Genomic DNA, 18,658 nt, shown 5'->3' with positions numbered 1-18,658 from the left:
GAGGCCCGAAGGTCCCCCTCTTTGCTCCGAAGAGATTATGCGGTATTAGCCATCGTTTCCAATGGTTATCCCCCACATCAGGGCATATTCCCAGGCATTACTCACCCGTCCGCCGCTCGCCGCCCATGACGTCCCCCGAAGGTTCGGTCATGTCGCTGCCGCTCGACTTGCATGTGTTAGGCCTGCCGCCAGCGTTCAATCTGAGCCATGATCAAACTCTTCAATTAAAGTTTTGTTGTTACCGAAGTAACGGCTCAATGAATACTGTTAATTCATTACCGAAGTAATGAATGAATTGACTGTGGATACTAAAAGTATCATTGGTCACTCAGTTTCATTGATAAATCTTTTGACTAATCATTTCACGAGTGCCCACACAGATTGCATGGTCAAATTGTTAAAGAACAGACTGACTTATCGTTGCTGGCTCAGCGCCTTGCTCCGTGTCAATGAGGTCGCATTATAGAGAGTTCGATCACGTTGGCAAGGGGCTTTTTGAAATAAATCTGTCATTTTAGCTTAAGCGCGCAATTATCGAACAATCACGCACTTTTTGATGCAAATCACACCATGGCTTCGCTATTCTCATCTATATAAATAAGAAAAGGTCACTGTCATGCCATCTTCATTACGCCCCTATAAGGGAATTTACCCGACACGTGCTAATAATGTGTACGTTGACGACTCAGCAGTGTTAATCGGCGATATTCTATTAGAGGATGACGCCAGCATTTGGCCTTTGGTTGCCGCGCGCGGCGATGTAAACCACATCCGCATTGGTGCTCGTACCAATGTACAAGATGGCTCGGTGTTGCACGTCACTCGTAAATCAGCGGAGACCCCAAATGGCCACCCGTTAATTATAGGCGATGATGTGACAATCGGTCACAAGGCAATGTTGCATGGTTGTCAGGTCGGGAACCGGGTATTAGTCGGCATGGGCGCAATTTTACTCGATGGCGCTGTTATAGAAGATGATGTCATCATCGGAGCGGGAAGTTTAGTGCCGCCAGGGAAACGCTTGGCTAGCGGTTATTTGTATGTCGGCAGCCCAGTCAAACAAGCCCGTCCCCTCAGTGATAAGGAACGGGCTTTCTTGCCAGCTTCCGCCGACAACTATGTCCGGCTGAAAAACGAATATCTTGCCGAGCAATAATCAAGATTAGTTAATCTCGATATCCCCACCTTGATTGAACTCTTCATCTTCGATCATCGTCTCTGCCAACTCTTCCAAGTCAAAGCGGTTGGCAGCAAAGACACTAAGGATATCGGCTTCTTCGACCAGCGGTTGCGCCGCTTTTTTCTGAAGCCAGGAAAGGCTTACCCAACAAGTAATTAACGCCCCTGCCTGCTGGGCCGGAAAGTTAACCGCTTGTTTTTCGCTGTCCCACAACTGGATATCAGCAAATAATATATCTTGATTCATATTTATTCCTGCATTGCTCGGCGTAACTCATTTTTCACCTGCTTGGCTCCCGGGCGGATCCCCCGCCACAGCATAAAGCTCTCAGCCGCCTGGCCAACCAGCATACCCAGGCCATCTAATGTTTTGCCTGCGCCCAGATCTCGGGCCCACTGGTTGAAAGCCGTCAGCTTCGGGCCATATACCATGTCATAACAGGTAACAGCCGGCTTAATCAGTTTATCGGAAATACCAGGTAGCTGGCCGCTAAGTCCCGCAGATGTTGAATTGATGATCACATCAAAGTTTGGTTCTTCCAACGCTTCCAGTGCCATGGCATCAATATTGCCATACCCTGAAAACAACTCGGCCAACTGCTCGGCTTTGGCCAATGTCCGGTTTGTCACGACCAGCTGTTCGGGCTGTTGCGCCAGGATAGGCAAAATCACCCCACGAGCAGCACCACCAGCCCCGATTAACAGAATGCGTTTACCGGCCAGCTCTACTTGGTTTTGCAGCAGATCCTGCACTAAGCCTTCACCATCGGTGTTATCGCCCAGAATCACACCATCATCCAGTTTTTTCAACGTATTCACAGCGCCCGCCAATTTAGCCCGCTCCGTCAGTTGAGAAGCATACTGATAGGCATCTTCTTTAAAGGGAGCCGTAATGTTGCAGCCGCGACCACCAGAGGCAAAAAAGTCATCAGCAGCCGCCTTAAAACCATCAACAGGTGCAAGCTGTGCGGTATACGTCATGGCCTGAGCGGTCTGGCGAGCAAACAAAGTATGAATATAGGGGGATTTACTCTGGGCAATCGGATTGCCGAAAACAACGTACTTATCCATGTGGCTATGCATTCCAAATAAAACAGGGTCGATAAATCGACCCTATCATTGCTATATCACAAGCTCAAACGTTTCGTATCCGGTTACCACTCTCGCGGTTTGAGGTAATGTTGATACAACTCTGCCTCAGGCGTTCCCGGCTCAGGCTCGTAGCAATACTCCCAGCGGGCCAGCGGCGGCATGGACATCAAGATAGACTCTGTCCGGCCACCACTTTGCAGGCCAAACAAGGTACCGCGGTCATACACCAGATTAAATTCGACATAACGCCCACGGCGATAAAGTTGAAAATTACGCTCTCGCTCACCAAACGGGGTAGGGTGGCGCTTTTCAACTATCGGCAGATACGCATCAATATAGCCGTTGCCGACTGCCTGCATATAGCTAAAACACTTTTCAAACCCCCATTGGTTGAGATCATCAAAGAACAATCCGCCAACACCGCGGGTTTCATTACGGTGAGGCAGGAAGAAGTATCTGTCACACCATTCTTTATGCTGCTGATACACATCCTCGCCATAAGGGGCACACAAGGCTTTTGCAGTATCGTGCCAATACTGGCAGTCTTCTTCGAAAGGGTAGAACGGGGTTAAATCAAAGCCACCGCCAAACCACCACACCGGGGCTTCACCTTCCTTTTCGGCGATAAAGAAACGGACATTGGCATGCGAGGTAGGCACATAAGGGTTATTAGGATGAATAACCAGAGATACCCCCATTGCCTCAAAGCTGCGCCCCGCCAGTTCCGGCCTGTGGGCCGTAGCCGATGCCGGCATTTTGGTACCGAACACATGAGAGAAATTGACGCCGGCCTGCTCAAACACCTGCCCCTGGCGCAATACCCGGCTGCGACCACCACCGCCTTCCTTTCGCTCCCACTGATCCTGTTCGAAAACAGCCGCACCGTCTTGCTGTTCTACAGCCTGACAAATACGGTCCTGCAGATCTAACAGAAACGCCTTTACCGCTTGTTTGCTGACATCTTGCATATTGTTTTTATCCTTGGCGGAAAACTTCCCCTGTCTGGGCGTCACGGATCTCAGAAGGATTTTGTCGTCCTCCTGTCTCCCCTTGTAAAATAGCCGGTAAATACTGGCCTAACTTTTCTTTCACTTCTTCTGCGCTGCGTCCCGGCTCCTGTCCTGTCAGGTTAGCACTGGTTGAGGTCAGCGGCTTACCAAACTGGCGACATAACTGCTGCACCAGCGGATGATCGGTCACCCGAACGGCTATGGTAGAAAACTGGCCGGTAAGAAAACTCGGTACTCCGGCCTTGGTTGGCATCACCCAGGTAACCGGCCCCGGCCAGGAGGATTGAATCCGCTGCATTTGCTCGGTAGTTAGCTGGCTATCATCAACATAAGGCTTCAACTGCTCATAGTCGGCAGCAATCAAGATCAGCCCTTTTTCGACCGGGCGTTGTTTCAGTGCCAGAAGCTTCTGTACCGCTTGCTCATTATCGGGGTCGCACCCTACACCAAAAACCGCCTCGGTAGGGTAGGCAACAACCTCACCTTGCTGAAGGGCAGCAACTACTTGCGCTAAATTTTCCACATTATCCTCATTATTGATCCCAGCTGACGCCAGATTTAACCATCTGTTTACCTATTTTACCCACTCCAACCTCGCAACTCCATGCTCGTAACATAATGAGACAAAATCACTGACGCAAACGTTTTCCTTCTGAAAAAATCACCGTATAATGCGCGCAAAAGTATTCACGCCTTCATATTATGCAACCCAAAGGAGATAGGGATGAAAGTTGGGATTATCATGGGCTCCAAGTCTGACTGGCCAACCATGCAGCATGCAGCTGAAATGCTAGATCGCTTCAACGTGCCTTATGAAACCAAAGTGGTTTCTGCTCACCGTACTCCACATCTACTTGCCGAATATGCCGAAACAGCCCACGAGCGCGGGATCAAGGTCATTATTGCCGGTGCCGGCGGTGCTGCACACCTTCCCGGCATGACAGCAGCTTTCACTAGCGTACCGGTACTGGGGGTGCCTGTTCAGTCCCGTGCACTCAAAGGGATGGACTCACTACTTTCTATCGTCCAGATGCCAAAAGGCGTCGCAGTCGGTACCCTGGCTATTGGTGATGCCGGTGCGGCGAATGCCGGCCTGCTCGCCGCGCAAATCATTGGCACCCAGGATGCCACAGTGATGGCCGCCGTTGATGCGTTCCGCAAAGAACAAACCGACACGGTGTTGGACAATCCAAATCCAGCAGAGGATGCATAATGAAGGTTTTGGTACTTGGAGCCGGACAACTGGCCCGTATGATGGCACTGGCCGGGGCTCCGTTAAATATCGAAGTCTTCGCCTACGATGTCACTAGCGGTCATGTGGTCCACCCACTGACTCAGCAGCTAATGATGAAAGGGCTGGATACCGCCATCACCTATGCCAATGTCATTACCGCAGAGTTTGAGCATATCCCGCACGATATTCTTGACGCCTGTGCTGCCAGCGGAAAATTTCGACCGACCACCGAGGCCATCAAGGCTGGCGGTGACCGCCGTCTGGAAAAACACCTGCTTGATCGCGCTGGCGTTGCCAATGCAAAGTACCAACTCGTCAACACCCGTGACGATCTAGAGCGTGCCATCGACACGGTCGGACTTCCTATGGTGCTAAAGAGTGCCCTGGGCGGATATGACGGGAAAGGGCAGTGGCGCCTAAAATCCCAGGATGATGTTGAGCCTGTCTGGCAAGAGATAAGCAACTTCCTCGAAGAAACGCCTAATCAGGCTATTGTTGCCGAAGAATTCGTCTCGTTTGACCGCGAGGTCTCGCTGATCGGTGCCCGTGGCAAGAACGGCGAGATCGCCATCTATCCACTGACAGAAAATATTCACAGTAACGGTGTTCTCAGCCTGTCGGTTGCACAAGAAGGCAACCGCGAGCTGCAAGCCCAGGCTGAAACCATGTTCCGGGCACTGGCCGAGTCGCTCGACTACATCGGGGTACTGGCCATTGAGTTCTTTGATGTGGGCGGCAAGCTACTGGTCAATGAAATTGCTCCCCGAGTCCACAACTCCGGTCACTGGACCCAGCAAGGTGCTGAAACCTGCCAGTTCGAGAACCACCTCAGAGCCGTATGCAACATGCCGCTAGGCGATACAAGTCTGCTGCGCCCAACAGCTATGGTCAACATCCTCGGCGAAGACACATTGCCAGATACGGTGATGGAACAAGCGCAATGCCATATTCACTGGTACGGCAAAGAAAAACGTCCCGGACGAAAAATGGGCCACATCAATGTCTGCGCCAGCTCCACGGCAGATCTGAAAACCACATTGGAAACTCTCGCCGATCAATTAGATCCCGTCGCTTTTCCTGCTGTTCGCTATTAGGCAGCCGGTACACCCCAATACTAAAAAAGCCAGCATCAGCTGGCTTTTTATATCAATAACCGTTTCTTAATCTTGATAGGCATGACACTTTCTGTCGGCACACTGGTACTTCACACCACTCGCCAGTTTTTTCTCAATCAGCAAGCCAAATCCACAAGCCTGGCACTGGCCTGCAACCGGCTTGTTATTCACTGCAAAGCGGCAGCCCGGGTATTGATCACAGGCATAAAACAGTTTTCCGTAGCGAGACTTACGCTCCATAAGGTGCCCCTTGCCACATTGCGGGCAAGTCAGCTTGGTATCCTCAGCCTTTTTCTCGGGCGATTCGATATGCTGACAGTCCGGATACCCTGCACAGCCAATGAACATGCCATATCGCCCCTGGCGAAGCAGCAATTCGTCACCGCAATCCGGGCAGGGTTTGCCCAAGTATTTCACCACATGGCCATCATTGTGGTTCAGCGACTTGATGTAGTCGCACTCGGGATAACCAGAACACCCAAGAAAAGGACCGCGCTTGCTATTGCGGATAACCAGCTCCGCCCCACACTGGGGACAGCTCTGCTCCTGCTCCAACGCATGCTCATGAGCTGAAAACAATTGATCGTTAATTTTACCAGTCATACAACTCTTTATTCGCCAGCCAGAGAGGAGTCAATTAGTGGATATACCCGTCTTCCGCACCATATAACAGCTCTTCCATCTGGCTATAGGCACTTTCATTACCAGGCGCATTAAACAGCACCATCAAAATAATCCACTTCAGATCATCTAGGGCAAATTCTGAGGTTTCCAGCTCCATCACCCGGTCAATAACCATCTCACGGGTATCGCCACTCAGTACATGGATCTGCTCAAGATAAGTAAGGAAGCCACGGCAGGTAATATCCAGCCGAGCCATTTCCTGGGCGGTGTATACACGAATAGAAGTGACAGCACTGTTATTCATGTAAGGAGTGTTCTCGGTGTCTTGCAACGCAGCCAGCTTCTCTAACCATGTCAGAGCTTTATAGATATCGTCCTGATGAAAGCCTGCACGCAGAAGCTCGTCTGAAAGTTCGTCCTGATCAACCAGCAACTCCACATCGCTGTGGATATAGGTTTCAAACAGGTACATAAGGATATCCATCATAACTAGCCCCTCCTCGTTCTGATATAGCCACCGGGCACTGTAGTGACAACACCTTGCAATTCTAATTCCAACAATTGCATCATAACTTCATGTACGGGTTGTTTACAGCGTTCAGCAACTACATCTACGGGTGTTGCTTCATTGCCTACGTTAGCCAACACCGATGAAAATGGCAATTCCTCATTTTCAGGTTGCGGTAACGATGAGTCTAACTGGTTATTTTTCACACACTCCGTCAGCGTACCAACCTCTTCAAAAATATCGACCGGGCTTTCTACCAATTTAGCACCAGATTTAATTAATGCATTACATCCTCGGCTTCCCGGTGAATGAATCGAACCGGGAAGGGCAAAAACTTCCCGCCCTTGTTCCAATGCGTAACGCGCTGTGATTAATGAGCCGCTTCTTTCGGCAGCCTCTATCACTAATACGCCAACGGACAACCCGCTGATCACTCGATTGCGCCGGGGAAAGTTTTGCGGACGAGGTTTCTCATCCGGCCAGAACTCCGACACCAAGGTGCCTTGCTCGATAATTTTACCTGCCAGCTCCCGGTGGCGGGCAGGGTATATCTGTTCCAGTCCCGAGCCCAACACGGCAACTGTCGCACCACCATTTTTTAACGCTCCGTAGTGCGCCTGCCCATCGACGCCAAGCGCCAGACCGCTGGTGACAACATAATTTGCGGCGACCAGCGATGCAGCAAATTCATAGGCCGATTCACGACCATCAATACTGGCTGAACGACTGCCAATCACGGCTACCTGAGGTTCATGCAGCCAATGAGGTTCACCACGAACAAATAATAGGGGAGGGGCCGACGCTATTTCTCTCAGCAATGGCGGATAACCGGGCGAGTCCAGCGTCAAGATGGTATGCCGGTCGCATTCGGCCCACTCCAGACAACGTTCAATACGCTGGTACTGCGGCCGGAGCAAACTGGATACCTGCTTAGGCTTGAGTCCGATAGCCTGGAGCTGTTCGGCTGACATCCGGCAAAGCTGCTGCGGCGTTGCATGTTGCAATAACTGACTGATTCGATTCCCACCCAGATACGGTACTGCAGCCAGGGTTAGCCAACTCTCGAGATCACTCATCATAACGGCGCATCGGTAGCAGGCGGCGGCAAGGCCAGTACAGTTGGCACAAAAGGTTCAGTCGCCTTCATGACAACTGCCAGGCTAAAGTGCTCATACGGCCGGATCACCATGACCTCCCCAAGCCCAATCTTGCTCAATGGATACTGATTGCAGATATAACGACTGGTTTTGTACTGATACCCGCCTTTTTCACCTTCCACCACAGCGCCGGACCGATACAGACGAAAGACATTACCCGCCGATACATTGTCCAGGTGACCGCGATCGATCACGACAACATCCGAGACGGCAATATAGCTCTGGTTGTCGAAGTGGCCTAACAACATAGCCCGGGTGTCCCGTGGCGGCTCGGAGGGGACAAAACTGAGCGAGCTTTGTGTGCCGGACAAAGAAGCTGGCAGCAACACATCATTTTGACGGAGTTCCTGGCTAAGTGACTGGAGACGGACCTGGCTGAGCTCCTCTGTAGTTCCAACGACGGTTACCTTGGCAATTTCTTTCAGTCCCCTGACCGGATCGATATCCTCTCCCTGTGATAGCTGCCGGGTAAATACCTTTCCGGGTCGATACACCCACCAGTCACCAGGCTCCAACACCGAATCAACCCATATTGCATCGCCGGGTGACATATAACTCTTTTCCTTGCTGTCCCCCAGCACTCTCGGCAAGCGCTCGACATCGCCCGCGGTCAACAGCCGGTGTTCGGCCAGATAGGGCAGTAACACCGATGCCTGCAAGGTCGTGATTGGCGATCGTTTAACCCGGATACTCGGCGAGAGCTTGACCACCTTTTTCTTCAGCAGGTGAGGCTGGCCATTGCGTAAGACAAGGCGGAGCTGATCTCCGGGATAAATCAAATGCGGATTATCAATATAGGAATTGGCCTGCCATAGTTTGGGCCACAGCCACGGGTTGGCGAGGAAACGGGCAGAGATATCCCATAAGGTATCACCTTCTTTCACGGTATATTCCGACGGAGCGCTGGCTATTACCTCCGGCTGAGAAGCATTGGCCCAGCTCGACATCGGCAGGATCAGCCCCCAGAGTAACACAAACAGCCTCACGCATTATCCTCCCGAAACATACACTTATATTCACTATCAATTGAAAAGTGGCACCTCTGACGGCTGGTGTCTACGGCTGCCAACAGCAATGACACAGTTTTTCGGCACACTTCACTGCCAGTGGCCTCGCTTTACACCCGGGCACGCGTGATTGTGCTCCCGGCAGACAGTTTTGCGGAAAGATGAAAGCCCAAGAGTGCAAACATTCGTTGCCAATCAGCAAGACTCGCATCATCTAATCCCGTCAGGTGCTATTATTTGCGCTTTAAAATGACTAGAATTAGAGCAAATAAGCTACGTTAGTTTTCAGCACTGTCTATTTTTACGAGTACCTATGTCTGTATTGCAAGTATTAACATTCCCTGATGAGCGCCTGCGCACCGTCGCCAAACCTGTTGAAGCCGTCACACCTGAGATCCAAAAAATTGTCGATGACATGCTGGAAACCATGTACGACGAAGAAGGCATTGGCCTGGCAGCGACTCAGGTTGATATCCATCAGCGTATCGTCGTGATCGATATTTCTGAAGAGCGCAATCAGCCAATGGTACTGATCAATCCTGAGATCACCGAAAAGCGCGGTGAAGACGGGATTGAAGAAGGCTGTCTGTCTGTTCCAGGTGCACGAGCACTTGTGCCGCGTGCCGCGGAAGTATCCGTCAAAGCCCTTGACCGCGACGGCAAAGAATTCACTTTCGACGCTGACGATTTACTCGCTATCTGCGTCCAGCACGAGCTGGATCACCTGGCCGGCAAACTGTTTGTTGACTACCTGTCGCCTCTGAAGCGTCAGCGCATCAAGCAAAAGCTAGAGAAAATTAAGCGTTTCAACGAAAAGAACCAATAATCGAGGTTACCTTGAGCAAACCGTTACGTATTGTATTTGCTGGTACCCCAGACTTCGCCGCCCGTCACCTGGCGGCGTTGTTGTCTTCACAGCATGATGTTATTGCCGTCTATACCCAGCCGGACCGTCCGGCAGGGCGCGGCAAAAAATTAACCGCCAGCCCGGTCAAGAATATCGCTCTTGAGCACGATATTCCGGTTTATCAACCAGCCTCGCTGCGCAATACCGACGCCCAGCAGGAACTGGCGGCCCTCAATGCCGATATCATGGTTGTTGTTGCGTATGGTCTATTGCTGCCGACAGAGGTGTTAGAAACACCAAAGCTTGGTTGTATCAACGTCCACGGCTCTATTTTGCCACGCTGGCGTGGTGCCGCCCCGATCCAGCGCTCTATCTGGGCCGGCGATACAGAAACCGGCGTTACCATCATGCAGATGGACGAAGGACTGGATACCGGCGATATGCTGAAGATTGCCACCCTGCCAATCGAGGCAACCGATACCAGCGCCACCATGTATGAAAAACTGGCCGAGCTGGGACCGGATGCACTGGTTGACTGTCTGGCCGATATCGCGGCAGGAACCGCCGTACCCGAAAAGCAAGATGATGAGCTGGCCAACTACGCCAAAAAGCTCAGCAAAGAAGAAGCCAAGATCGACTGGTCGATGGACGCAGCCGCTATCGAGCGTTGTATTCGTGCCTTCAACCCATGGCCGATGAGCTACTTTGCGGTTGCCGAGCAAAATGTCAAAGTCTGGCAAGCCGAAGTAGAAGCCGACAACCTGGGCAAGGCACCGGGAACCATCCTCAGTGCCGACAAGCAAGGTATCCTAGTTGCAACAGGCGAGGGTGCCCTGCGTCTTACCGAGCTGCAACCTCCGGGCAAAAAAGCCATGAAGGTGCAAGATTTACTCAACTCGCGCCGTGACTGGTTCGAACCCGGCACCGTACTGTAATAACCAAGCCAGTGCTTGCACTGGCTTTTCTTTTCCGCCTACGGAATCGAAACTATTCTGCCGCTGACATACCCGGCGAACCTTCGCGGTATGTTCACGGAAACAACTTCAGGAAATACCAATGAACGTAAGAGCCGCTGCAGCCAAAGTGGTCTATCAGGTTGTTGATCAGGGCCAGTCCCTGTCTAACGCTCTGCCTGCTGCCCAGCAAGATATCAGAGAACGTGACCATGCCCTGCTGCAGGAAATCTGTTATGGCGTACTGCGCTGGCTGCCCCGCCTGGAATCTATCACCAACCAGCTGATGGACAAGCCACTCAAAGGCAAGCAACGGGTTTTCCATCACCTGATCCTGGTCGGCCTATATCAGCTCGGTTACATGCGTATTCCGGCTCATGCCGCCGTGGCCGAAACCGTCAATGCCACCAAGAACCTGAAAAAGCCTCAGCTTCGCGGTTTGATCAATGCTGTCCTTCGCAACTACCAGCGCCAGCAAGACAGCCTTGACGAACAGTCACTCAGCCATGATGCCGGCAAATACGGCCACCCAGGCTGGCTGTTAAAGCTGCTAAAGCAAAGCTACCCGACACAGTTCGAATCGGTCATTGACGCCAACAACACCAAGGCGCCAATGTGGCTGCGCGTCAACCGCCGCCACCACAGCCGTGATGAATATCGCAAGCTATTAGATGTCGAGGGCATTGCCACCGATATTCACCCGGAAGCCCTGGATGCACTGCGCCTGCACCAGCCGTGTGATGTCAGCAAACTACCGGGTTTTGCCGATGGTTGGGTTTCGGTGCAGGATGCAGCCGCCCAGCTGTCTGTCGAATACCTCGCCCCGCAAGCCGGCGAGCTTATCCTGGACTGCTGCGCGGCACCCGGTGGCAAGACGGCCCATATCATGGAGCGCCAGCCTGAAACGCAAGTTGTTGCTATCGATTGTGACGACAACCGCCTCAAGCGGGTCCATGACAACCTGCAACGCCTGAAACTCGATGCCAAAGTACTGTGTGCCGATGCCCGCTACCCGGAACAGTGGTGGCAGGGCGAGCAGTTCGACCGCATTTTGCTGGATGCCCCTTGCTCGGCGACCGGGGTGATCCGACGCCACCCTGACATCAAGTGGCTGCGCCGTGCCGATGACATCGAGGCGCTGGCCCAGTTGCAGGCCGAAATCGTCGATGCCATGTGGCAACAGCTAAAACCGGGCGGCACCCTGGTTTATGCGACGTGTTCAATCACCCCGCAGGAAAACAGCGAGCAGGTGAAAGCCTTCCTCGGCCGCACCCAGGATGCCGAGCTGCTCGATAGTGATCCGGCCCAGCCTGGCCGCCAGATCCTTCCGGGCGAGCACGATATGGACGGTTTTTACTACGCCGTCATCCGTAAATCCCTAATATAAAAATCTAAATACTTAGAAATCGGAGGCTATGAATGTAGCCTCTGAAAAAAAACGTAGTAACCTAGTCAGAAAAAATCATCAGGCATATGCTATGAAAATTATCATCCTTGGCGCAGGTCAGGTCGGTGGCACACTGGCAGAAAACCTAGTCGGCGAGAACAACGACATCACCATCGTCGACAAAGATCCCGAGCGTCTTCGAGAATTGCAGGACAAGTACGATCTGCGAGTGGTACAAGGTTTTGCCAGCCATCCCCGTACATTGCGGGAGGCCGGTGCGCAGGATGCAGACATGCTGGTTTCGGTAACCAACTCCGACGAAACCAATATGATTGCCTGCCAGATTGCCTTCACCCTGTTCAATACCCCGAACCGGGTGGCACGTATTCGCTCTCCGGAATACCTGAAAGAGAAAGAGCACCTCTTCCAGTCCGATGCCGTTCCCGTCGATCACCTTATCGCCCCGGAAGAACTGGTCACCGGTTATATCGAGCGCCTGATCGAATATCCGGGGGCCCTGCAGGTTGTCGGCTTTGCCGAAGACAAAGTCGGCCTGGTTGCCGTCAAGGCCTATTATGGCGGCCCGCTGGTCGGTAATGCCCTGTCAGCCTTGCGCGAGCATATGCCGCACGTCGATACCCGTGTTGCCGCGATTTTCCGCCAGGGACGACCAATCCGCCCGCGCGGGACAACCATTATCGAAGCCGATGACGAGGTCTTCTTCGTTGCGGCCAGCAACCATATCCGCTCGGTAATGAGCGAGTTGCAGCGTCTGGAAAAACCTTATAAGCGACTGATGATCGTCGGCGGGGGTAACATCGGTGCCGGTCTGGCCCGCCGCCTGGAACAGACCTACAGCGTTAAGCTGATCGAGCGTAATCCGGAGCGGGCTGAAAACTTGTCCGAGATGCTGGAAAATACCATTGTCTTCTGTGGTGACGCCTCGGATCAGGAACTGCTGAGCGAAGAGCATATCGAGCAAATCGATGTCTTCATTGCCGTCACCAACGACGATGAAGCCAACATTATGTCGGCTATGCTGGCCAAGCGGATGGGGGCCAAGAAGGTCATGGTGCTGATCCAGCGCGGTGCCTATGTCGATCTGGTACAGGGCGGTACCATCGATATTGCCATCTCGCCGCAGCAAGCGACCATCTCGGCACTCCTTACCCATGTCCGTAAAGCCGATATTGTCAACGTCTCGTCGCTGCGTCGCGGTGCGGCAGAAGCCATCGAGGCCATTGCCCACGGCGACTCAAGCACCTCGAAAGTGGTCGGCAAGGCTATCGGCGATATCAAACTGCCACCGGGCACGACCATTGGTGCCGTGGTTCGTGGTGACGAAGTTCTGATCGCCCATGACCGAACCGTTATCGAGCAAGATGATCACGTTGTGATGTTCCTGGTCGACAAGAAATATATCCCAGACGTAGAGCGCCTGTTCCAACCTAGTCCGTTCTTCCTGTAAAAAATTATGGTCAATTACCGTCCCATTTTATTTGTTATAGGGCTGGTCTTATCCAAGATCGCCCTATTCATGTACGTGCCTACCCTAGTGGCCTTCTTTACCGGCACCGGTGGCTTTATCGATTTTGCCACCGCCGTACTGATCACCCATTCGGTGGCCTTCCTGTGCCTGACGTTTGGCCGCACAGCCGAGTTCAAGCTGGGGGTCAGAGAAATGTTCCTGATCACCACCTTTGTCTGGACCATTGCCAGCGCCTTTGCCGCACTGCCGTTTGTGTTCATTAACCATATCAGCTTTACCGATGCCTATTTCGAGACCATGTCGGGGATCACCACCACCGGATCCACCGTACTCAGCGGACTCGACACGATGGCCCCGAGTATCCTGCTATGGCGCTCAACCCTGCAATGGCTCGGCGGGATCGGGTTTATCGTCATGGGTGTGGCCATCCTGCCGATGCTCAACGTCGGTGGTATGCGGCTGTTCCAGACCGAGTCGTCAGACTGGTCAGATAAAAGCTCGCCGCGAACCAAGAGCGTGGCCAAGAATATCGTCAACGTCTACCTGATCCTGACCGGACTTTGCGTGATCGGCTACCAGCTCACCGGGATGAATACCTTCGATGCCATCAACCACGCGTTTACCACCCTGTCGACCGGCGGCTACTCGACGTCTGACGGCTCGATGAACCACTTTTCCAACAGTGCCCACTGGGTCGCGATTGTGTTTATGTTTGCCGGAGGCCTGCCGTTTTTGCTGTTTGTCCAGGCACTGCGCAAGAAAGAACCGACGGCCTTGCTAAGCGATGCCCAGGTGCGTGGCTTCACCCTGCTGGTGTTCTCCGCCGGGCTGGCTGTCGCCCTGTGGCTGACCTGGCAGCTCGATTACCGTTTTATCGATGCCTTCAGGGTATCGCTGTTCAATATTATCTCGGTCGTGACCACCACCGGTTTCGGACTGGAAGACTTTACCACCTGGGGTCCGTTCCCGACGATTATTTTTGCCTTCATCATGCTAGTTGGCGGCTGCTCCGGCTCAACAGCCGGCGGGGTCAAAATTTTCCGCTTCCAAGTAGCCTTTGCCCTGCTGCGCAAACAGATGATGCAGTTGATCCACCCGTCCGGCGTCTTTATCCAGCGCTATAACGGCCGGCCGGTCACAGATGGCATCGTCCGCTCTGTGGTGGCTTTCGCTTTAACCTTCATCATTACCATTGTGATTGTTGCCGCACTCCTTGGCATGATGGGGCTCGATGCCATCACCAGTATTACCGGGGCGGTAACCGCAGTCGCCAATGTCGGACCGGGAATGGGAGAGGTAATTGGCCCGACCGGCAATTTTGCAACCTTGCCGGATATGGCCAAGTGGACCCTGAGCTTTGGCATGTTGATGGGAAGGCTGGAGATCCTGACCGTACTGGTGGTCTTCTTCCCGGCCTTCTGGCGTAACTAATTACACTCAGAAACCAATTACCCGCAGAAAACAAAAGAGAGCCCTAGGCTCTCTTTTTTCTATCGGTTATATGCGCTCTAGACTGGCGTCACGTAATAATAAATGGCCAAAAAGTGGCACACCGTTCCACCCAACACAAACAAATGCCAAATCGCATGGTTATAGGGCAGGCGATCATTGACGTAAAAGACAACTCCCAGCGAATAGATCACCCCGCCGAGCCCCAGCAACACCAACCCGCCTGTCGATAGCGACAGCGCCAGCGGGTAGACCGCCACCAGCGCCAGCCATCCCATTACCAGATAGGTTGCCAGCGACAAACGTTTGAACCGGTAAACAAAGGCAATCTTTAACACAATACCGACAAAGGCAATCACCCAGATAACTGTCATCAGGCCAATAGCCAGCGGGGTACGAAGCGAGATCAGCAGGAAAGGAGTATAAGTTCCGGCGATCAGTAAATATATCGCGCAGTGATCAAAGGTTTTGAGCGCGCGTTTGGCCCGCTCAAACGGGATGGCGTGATACAGCGTCGAGGCAAGATAAAGCAAGATCATACTGCCGCCATAGATACTCAGGCTGGTAATGCTGAGCACATCCGCATCAGCCTCGATAGCCTGGTTCAGCAGCAATACCAGGCCCACGATGCCAAAAATCATTCCCAACCCATGGCTCACGCTGTTTGCCACTTCTTCTGCCACAGAATATCCAGGCTCTGAGGCCATAGTCTTAGCCATCCGCTGTCGTCCTTACTAGAGTTAAAACTCAATAGGTAACTAGTATGGCACACTTTAGCTTACAGGTGTAAGCTGAAATTTAATTTCGGCCAGAGGGAAGCGCAGCGCGTAGAGTAACCGGCGTTTCGTCAGGTCGTCTGATCAAGATAGTCGAGTATCAGCTCTCCCGCCTGCTGAGGACTGATTGTTGCCGGCACATGATATTGTCGCTCGAGTTCGCCACGGCCGAGGAAACCAGATAGCATACCGGTCAAACCGTTGAGTCGCCGATCGACTTCGAACCACAGCTGCAGGCCATCACTGTCACGGTAGGCAACCACTTCCAGCTCTCGCCAACGGCCATGAAACGGGCCGGACACCGGTACAAACTCGAACTCCTGGACAAAAGGCAGCTCAAACCCATCAGCCGCTTCGCACTCAACCTGCCGGATCCGCAAGCCGGCTTGCTCCAGCGCAGTAAACACGCCATCCATCAAGGGATCCGGGCGAACCGTCAAGATATCTTTATCCTTGGGATCGAACGCCAGCGGAATATCCAGGTGGGTTTCCAGCCAGACTTTGGCATCTCCGATGGTTATAGGGGTATTAAACGGCAGTGCCAGTTCGGCGTCGAACAGGCGCTCTTCGCCGGCTTCAATAGTAAACGCCTCGGGCAGAGACCAGGTGGCCAGCGTGCAGGTCTGGCTGACTTTCTCGGTGCGGTGCTGGCTGTCGCCACGGCTTGATGCGACTTCTTCTTCATAGCGGCAGCACAGGAACAAATGGATATTACTGACCGCCTGCGCAGTCTCTCCGCCATGAACATGGATAGACACAGGCAAGGTTTCTCCGGGGATCAACACATCACGCTGCAAAACAGTATCGACTTTCGCCGCCCCGATCCCAAGGCTGGCGAGACTTTTCCGAAACAAAGACATAACGACTCCTCACTCCTGTAGCAAGCTATGAAACAGGTTTATAGTGCAGCGAATAGCATTATGCTGCAAGGAGTAACCGGAGATAAAACCAGGAACAAAAAGCGGAGCCTGGGCTCCGCTTCAAAAAATCACTCGGTTTCTTTCAGCTTATTTCAGCAATTCGATCGTTGCCTGACGGGCAGCCTCGGGATCCCGGGCCATAATACCGTCCACGATCCGTTGATGGATATCCAGCTTGAGAACCCGGTCGCGGGTAATGATCCTAAAATAGCTTTCAAAAACCGCCTTGAACAAATTGCCGAACGGACTGATAAAGTGGTTACCCGAGGCAAAATAAATCAGCTGATGATAGCGGGTATCGACTTCAATCCATTTTTCCTGATCAAACTCTTCACCCAGTTTATACATCTCATCCATCAGCGACTGCAGTTCTTCACGATCCTCGTCGCTGGCATGAACAGCCGTCAGTGCCGCCGCCTCCGGCTCCAGGGTCATTCGAACCTGCTGGAATTCATTCACCAGTTCCGTATGATGATCGAAGCTCAGCCAGGCCAGCAAATCCTGATCCAGATAGTTCCAGTTGCGTTTCGGCAGCACCCGGGTGCCGATCCGGGGGCGGGGAAGTACCATCCCCTTGGCCGCCAGCATTTTGATCGCTTCGCGAACCGCTGTCCGACTCACGCCATACATTTCGCCCAATTCCACTTCTCCCGGCAAAATATCACCAGGAACCGTTTCTCCACGTAAAATCCGCTGGCCAATCGACTCAGCCAGTTTATAAGATAAATTACGGTTGGTGACCAACCGCTGCTGTTCCCGTTCCATTCAGTCCCTCCCGGGCTATTTTTTATAATAGTTACCAGCTACGCGCATTAGACCACAAAGCTCCTGCCGAGAAACAGCTTATCTTCACAGATGCCGATTCAACTAACATTTTATTGCTTTAGACCTGCCGAATGCGGCCTGAAGCGCAGTTTTTATTGGTTACTTTTCGCTCGACATCACAATAGCTTACTGCTATCCTCCCGGCGAAAAATATTCAACCAGACCAATATTTCCGCACAGGATCGGTTTTGCCAGCAAGAATAACGGCGGAGATATTTCGATTAATTTGGCCACGGATGCGCCTGACAATAGGTGAACCATGCGTCCAGCATCTCCCGTCAGGTATGTAAGTACCCCTCGTAGTCCCTCTCGTTTGCGTGCAACTTCCCATGCGCCGACATTCAAAGCCAGGAAAGCGCCACAGCACGTCGCCGAGATCCATACGATAACGACTGCAGAGCCCGTCATTGCCCAGCAATGTACTGATAACGAACAGGCAGCATAGACTCACTGCATTCAATACCAAAGACAGCCCTGTGGCTGTCTTTTCTTTTGACGCCGGTGTTGCATCCCGTTTGTATCGTTGCCGGGTTTGGGTTAATTTACCCACAATAAAATTATGATTATAGAATCGAAAAAGATTCACTCGGCCTAACTTGTGGAGAAAGAAATGAAAACCCATCGCGTCAACGAACTGATTGAACTATTGCATCCTGAGTGGCAGAAAGAACCGGATCTCAACCTGGTCGAGTTTCTGCTCAAGCTGGCTGAGGAAGCAAAGTATGAAGGCAAGCTGGAAGCACTTACCGATGATGTGCTGATTTACCACCTGAAAATGCGCAACAGTGACAAGCAGGAAATGATCCCGGGCATCGCCAAAGACTGCGAAGACGATTTTAAAACCGCCATCCTGCGCGCACGTGGCATCATCAAGTAGCCGTGACGGTTAGTAAACCCCAACCTTTCCCGATGGCCGAGCCTGATGCTCCAGCGTTCGGCCATCAGAGCCCTTCTGTTATACCCCGCCAGTGCCCTATCTGTATCTGTTTCTCAAACTATGACCTTGTTAGAGTTATAACAAAATCGTCTGTAATATAATCAGCTGATAACATCTGTTCGCTAATTACAACATTATCGGTCAGGCAA

The 18,658-nt window shown here is 52.4% G+C and carries 21 protein-coding genes and 1 rRNA gene; 9 read left to right on the top strand and 13 right to left on the bottom strand.

Features of this window, described 5'->3' with window-relative positions; translation table 11 throughout:
* A 16S ribosomal RNA gene (locus MHN01_RS02260) occupies window positions 1-227 on the bottom strand; the annotation flags it as partial.
* 389 nt (window positions 228-616) lie between these two features.
* On the opposite strand from MHN01_RS02260, the gene MHN01_RS02255 reads away from it, so the two are divergent.
* On the top strand, window positions 617-1,156 hold the full coding sequence (locus MHN01_RS02255) for a gamma carbonic anhydrase family protein (RefSeq protein ID WP_239409848.1): 540 nt from the start codon (window positions 617-619) through the stop codon (window positions 1,154-1,156).
* A gap of 6 nt (window positions 1,157-1,162) precedes the next feature.
* Here the strand turns inward: MHN01_RS02255 and MHN01_RS02250 are convergent, their stop codons facing one another.
* The 4 genes from MHN01_RS02250 to tsaC form a co-directional block, all read right to left on the bottom strand.
* Window positions 1,163-1,426: a DUF1488 domain-containing protein gene (locus MHN01_RS02250; RefSeq protein WP_075761976.1), complete on the bottom strand. Its 264-nt coding sequence runs from the start codon at window positions 1,424-1,426 to the stop codon at window positions 1,163-1,165.
* A gap of 2 nt (window positions 1,427-1,428) precedes the next feature.
* Window positions 1,429-2,262 (bottom strand): shikimate dehydrogenase, encoded by an 834-nt coding sequence (gene aroE, locus MHN01_RS02245; protein ID WP_239409847.1) that lies wholly within the window; start codon window positions 2,260-2,262, stop codon window positions 1,429-1,431.
* Between the two features lie 71 nt (window positions 2,263-2,333).
* Complete coding sequence (gene hemF, locus MHN01_RS02240; protein WP_239409846.1) at window positions 2,334-3,239, bottom strand: oxygen-dependent coproporphyrinogen oxidase; 906 nt, start codon at window positions 3,237-3,239, stop codon at window positions 2,334-2,336.
* Window positions 3,240-3,246: 7 nt separating this feature from the next.
* Window positions 3,247-3,822: an L-threonylcarbamoyladenylate synthase type 1 TsaC gene (gene tsaC, locus MHN01_RS02235; RefSeq protein ID WP_370646397.1), complete on the bottom strand. Its 576-nt coding sequence runs from the start codon at window positions 3,820-3,822 to the stop codon at window positions 3,247-3,249.
* Window positions 3,823-4,005: 183 nt separating this feature from the next.
* Here tsaC and purE point away from each other — a divergent pair, with 183 nt between their 5' ends.
* Both purE and MHN01_RS02225 read left to right on the top strand, forming a co-directional pair.
* Window positions 4,006-4,494, top strand: coding sequence for a 5-(carboxyamino)imidazole ribonucleotide mutase (gene purE, locus MHN01_RS02230; protein ID WP_075761980.1), 489 nt, complete (start codon window positions 4,006-4,008; stop codon window positions 4,492-4,494).
* On the top strand, window positions 4,494-5,609 hold the full coding sequence (locus tag MHN01_RS02225; protein ID WP_239409844.1) for a 5-(carboxyamino)imidazole ribonucleotide synthase: 1,116 nt from the start codon (window positions 4,494-4,496) through the stop codon (window positions 5,607-5,609). Before purE ends, MHN01_RS02225 begins: the two co-directional genes overlap by 1 nt.
* Before the next feature lie 66 nt (window positions 5,610-5,675).
* On the opposite strand, the gene MHN01_RS02220 is transcribed toward MHN01_RS02225, so the two are convergent.
* Genes MHN01_RS02220 through MHN01_RS02205 form a run of 4 tightly spaced genes read right to left on the bottom strand, consistent with a single transcriptional unit; the run spans window position 5,676 to window position 8,905 of the window.
* Window positions 5,676-6,233 carry a type I DNA topoisomerase gene (locus MHN01_RS02220; protein WP_075761982.1) on the bottom strand — a complete coding sequence of 186 codons (558 nt, stop codon included), beginning with the start codon at window positions 6,231-6,233 and terminating at the stop codon, window positions 5,676-5,678.
* 34 nt (window positions 6,234-6,267) lie between these two features.
* A complete protein-coding gene (locus tag MHN01_RS02215) occupies window positions 6,268-6,741 on the bottom strand; it encodes a DUF494 family protein (RefSeq protein ID WP_075761983.1) in 474 nt (157 codons plus the stop codon).
* A 2-nt stretch (window positions 6,742-6,743) separates the two neighbouring features.
* A complete protein-coding gene (dprA, locus tag MHN01_RS02210) occupies window positions 6,744-7,841 on the bottom strand; it encodes a DNA-processing protein DprA (protein WP_239409843.1) in 1,098 nt (365 codons plus the stop codon).
* Window positions 7,838-8,905, bottom strand: coding sequence for a LysM domain-containing protein (locus tag MHN01_RS02205; protein ID WP_239409842.1), 1,068 nt, complete (start codon window positions 8,903-8,905; stop codon window positions 7,838-7,840). The genes dprA and MHN01_RS02205 overlap by 4 nt, the downstream gene beginning before the upstream one ends.
* A 334-nt stretch (window positions 8,906-9,239) precedes the next feature.
* On the opposite strand from MHN01_RS02205, the gene def reads away from it, so the two are divergent.
* The 5 genes from def (at window position 9,240) to MHN01_RS02180 (ending at window position 15,033) form a co-directional block, all read left to right on the top strand.
* Window positions 9,240-9,752: a peptide deformylase gene (gene def, locus MHN01_RS02200; RefSeq protein WP_239409841.1), complete on the top strand. Its 513-nt coding sequence runs from the start codon at window positions 9,240-9,242 to the stop codon at window positions 9,750-9,752.
* An 11-nt stretch (window positions 9,753-9,763) separates the two neighbouring features.
* On the top strand, window positions 9,764-10,708 hold the full coding sequence (fmt, locus tag MHN01_RS02195) for a methionyl-tRNA formyltransferase (RefSeq protein WP_239409840.1): 945 nt from the start codon (window positions 9,764-9,766) through the stop codon (window positions 10,706-10,708).
* A gap of 115 nt (window positions 10,709-10,823) precedes the next feature.
* Complete coding sequence (gene rsmB / locus MHN01_RS02190; RefSeq protein ID WP_370646396.1) at window positions 10,824-12,113, top strand: 16S rRNA (cytosine(967)-C(5))-methyltransferase RsmB; 1,290 nt, start codon at window positions 10,824-10,826, stop codon at window positions 12,111-12,113.
* A gap of 91 nt (window positions 12,114-12,204) precedes the next feature.
* Window positions 12,205-13,581 (top strand): Trk system potassium transporter TrkA, encoded by a 1,377-nt coding sequence (gene trkA, locus MHN01_RS02185; protein WP_075761989.1) that lies wholly within the window; start codon window positions 12,205-12,207, stop codon window positions 13,579-13,581.
* Window positions 13,582-13,587: 6 nt separating this feature from the next.
* Complete coding sequence (locus MHN01_RS02180; RefSeq protein ID WP_239409838.1) at window positions 13,588-15,033, top strand: TrkH family potassium uptake protein; 1,446 nt, start codon at window positions 13,588-13,590, stop codon at window positions 15,031-15,033.
* A 77-nt stretch (window positions 15,034-15,110) separates the two neighbouring features.
* Here MHN01_RS02180 and MHN01_RS02175 read toward each other — a convergent pair whose 3' ends face one another.
* The 4 genes from MHN01_RS02175 to MHN01_RS02160 all read right to left on the bottom strand — a co-directional run bounded on the left by MHN01_RS02175 (window position 15,111) and on the right by MHN01_RS02160 (window position 17,980).
* Entirely contained in the window at window positions 15,111-15,770 is a 660-nt protein-coding gene (locus MHN01_RS02175; protein WP_239409837.1) for a hemolysin III family protein, read from the bottom strand.
* Between the two features lie 128 nt (window positions 15,771-15,898).
* Entirely contained in the window at window positions 15,899-16,687 is a 789-nt protein-coding gene (locus MHN01_RS02170; RefSeq protein WP_239409836.1) for a sporulation protein, read from the bottom strand.
* Between the two features lie 147 nt (window positions 16,688-16,834).
* Window positions 16,835-17,512 (bottom strand): FadR/GntR family transcriptional regulator, encoded by a 678-nt coding sequence (locus MHN01_RS02165; RefSeq protein ID WP_239409835.1) that lies wholly within the window; start codon window positions 17,510-17,512, stop codon window positions 16,835-16,837.
* Between the two features lie 192 nt (window positions 17,513-17,704).
* Window positions 17,705-17,980, bottom strand: coding sequence for a hypothetical protein (locus MHN01_RS02160; protein WP_239409834.1), 276 nt, complete (start codon window positions 17,978-17,980; stop codon window positions 17,705-17,707).
* Between the two features lie 202 nt (window positions 17,981-18,182).
* Here MHN01_RS02160 and MHN01_RS02155 point away from each other — a divergent pair, with 202 nt between their 5' ends.
* The gene (locus tag MHN01_RS02155; RefSeq protein WP_239409833.1) at window positions 18,183-18,449 is read left to right on the top strand and encodes a YihD family protein; all 267 of its coding nucleotides are present in this window, start codon (window positions 18,183-18,185) and stop codon (window positions 18,447-18,449) included.
* The last annotated feature ends 209 nt before the right edge of the window (window positions 18,450-18,658 follow it).

It is taken from the genome of Photobacterium sp. OFAV2-7 (genome assembly GCF_022347985.1).
Classification (GTDB): Bacteria; Pseudomonadota; Gammaproteobacteria; order Enterobacterales; family Vibrionaceae; genus Photobacterium.
This window is presented reverse-complemented; position numbering and strand designations above follow the sequence as displayed.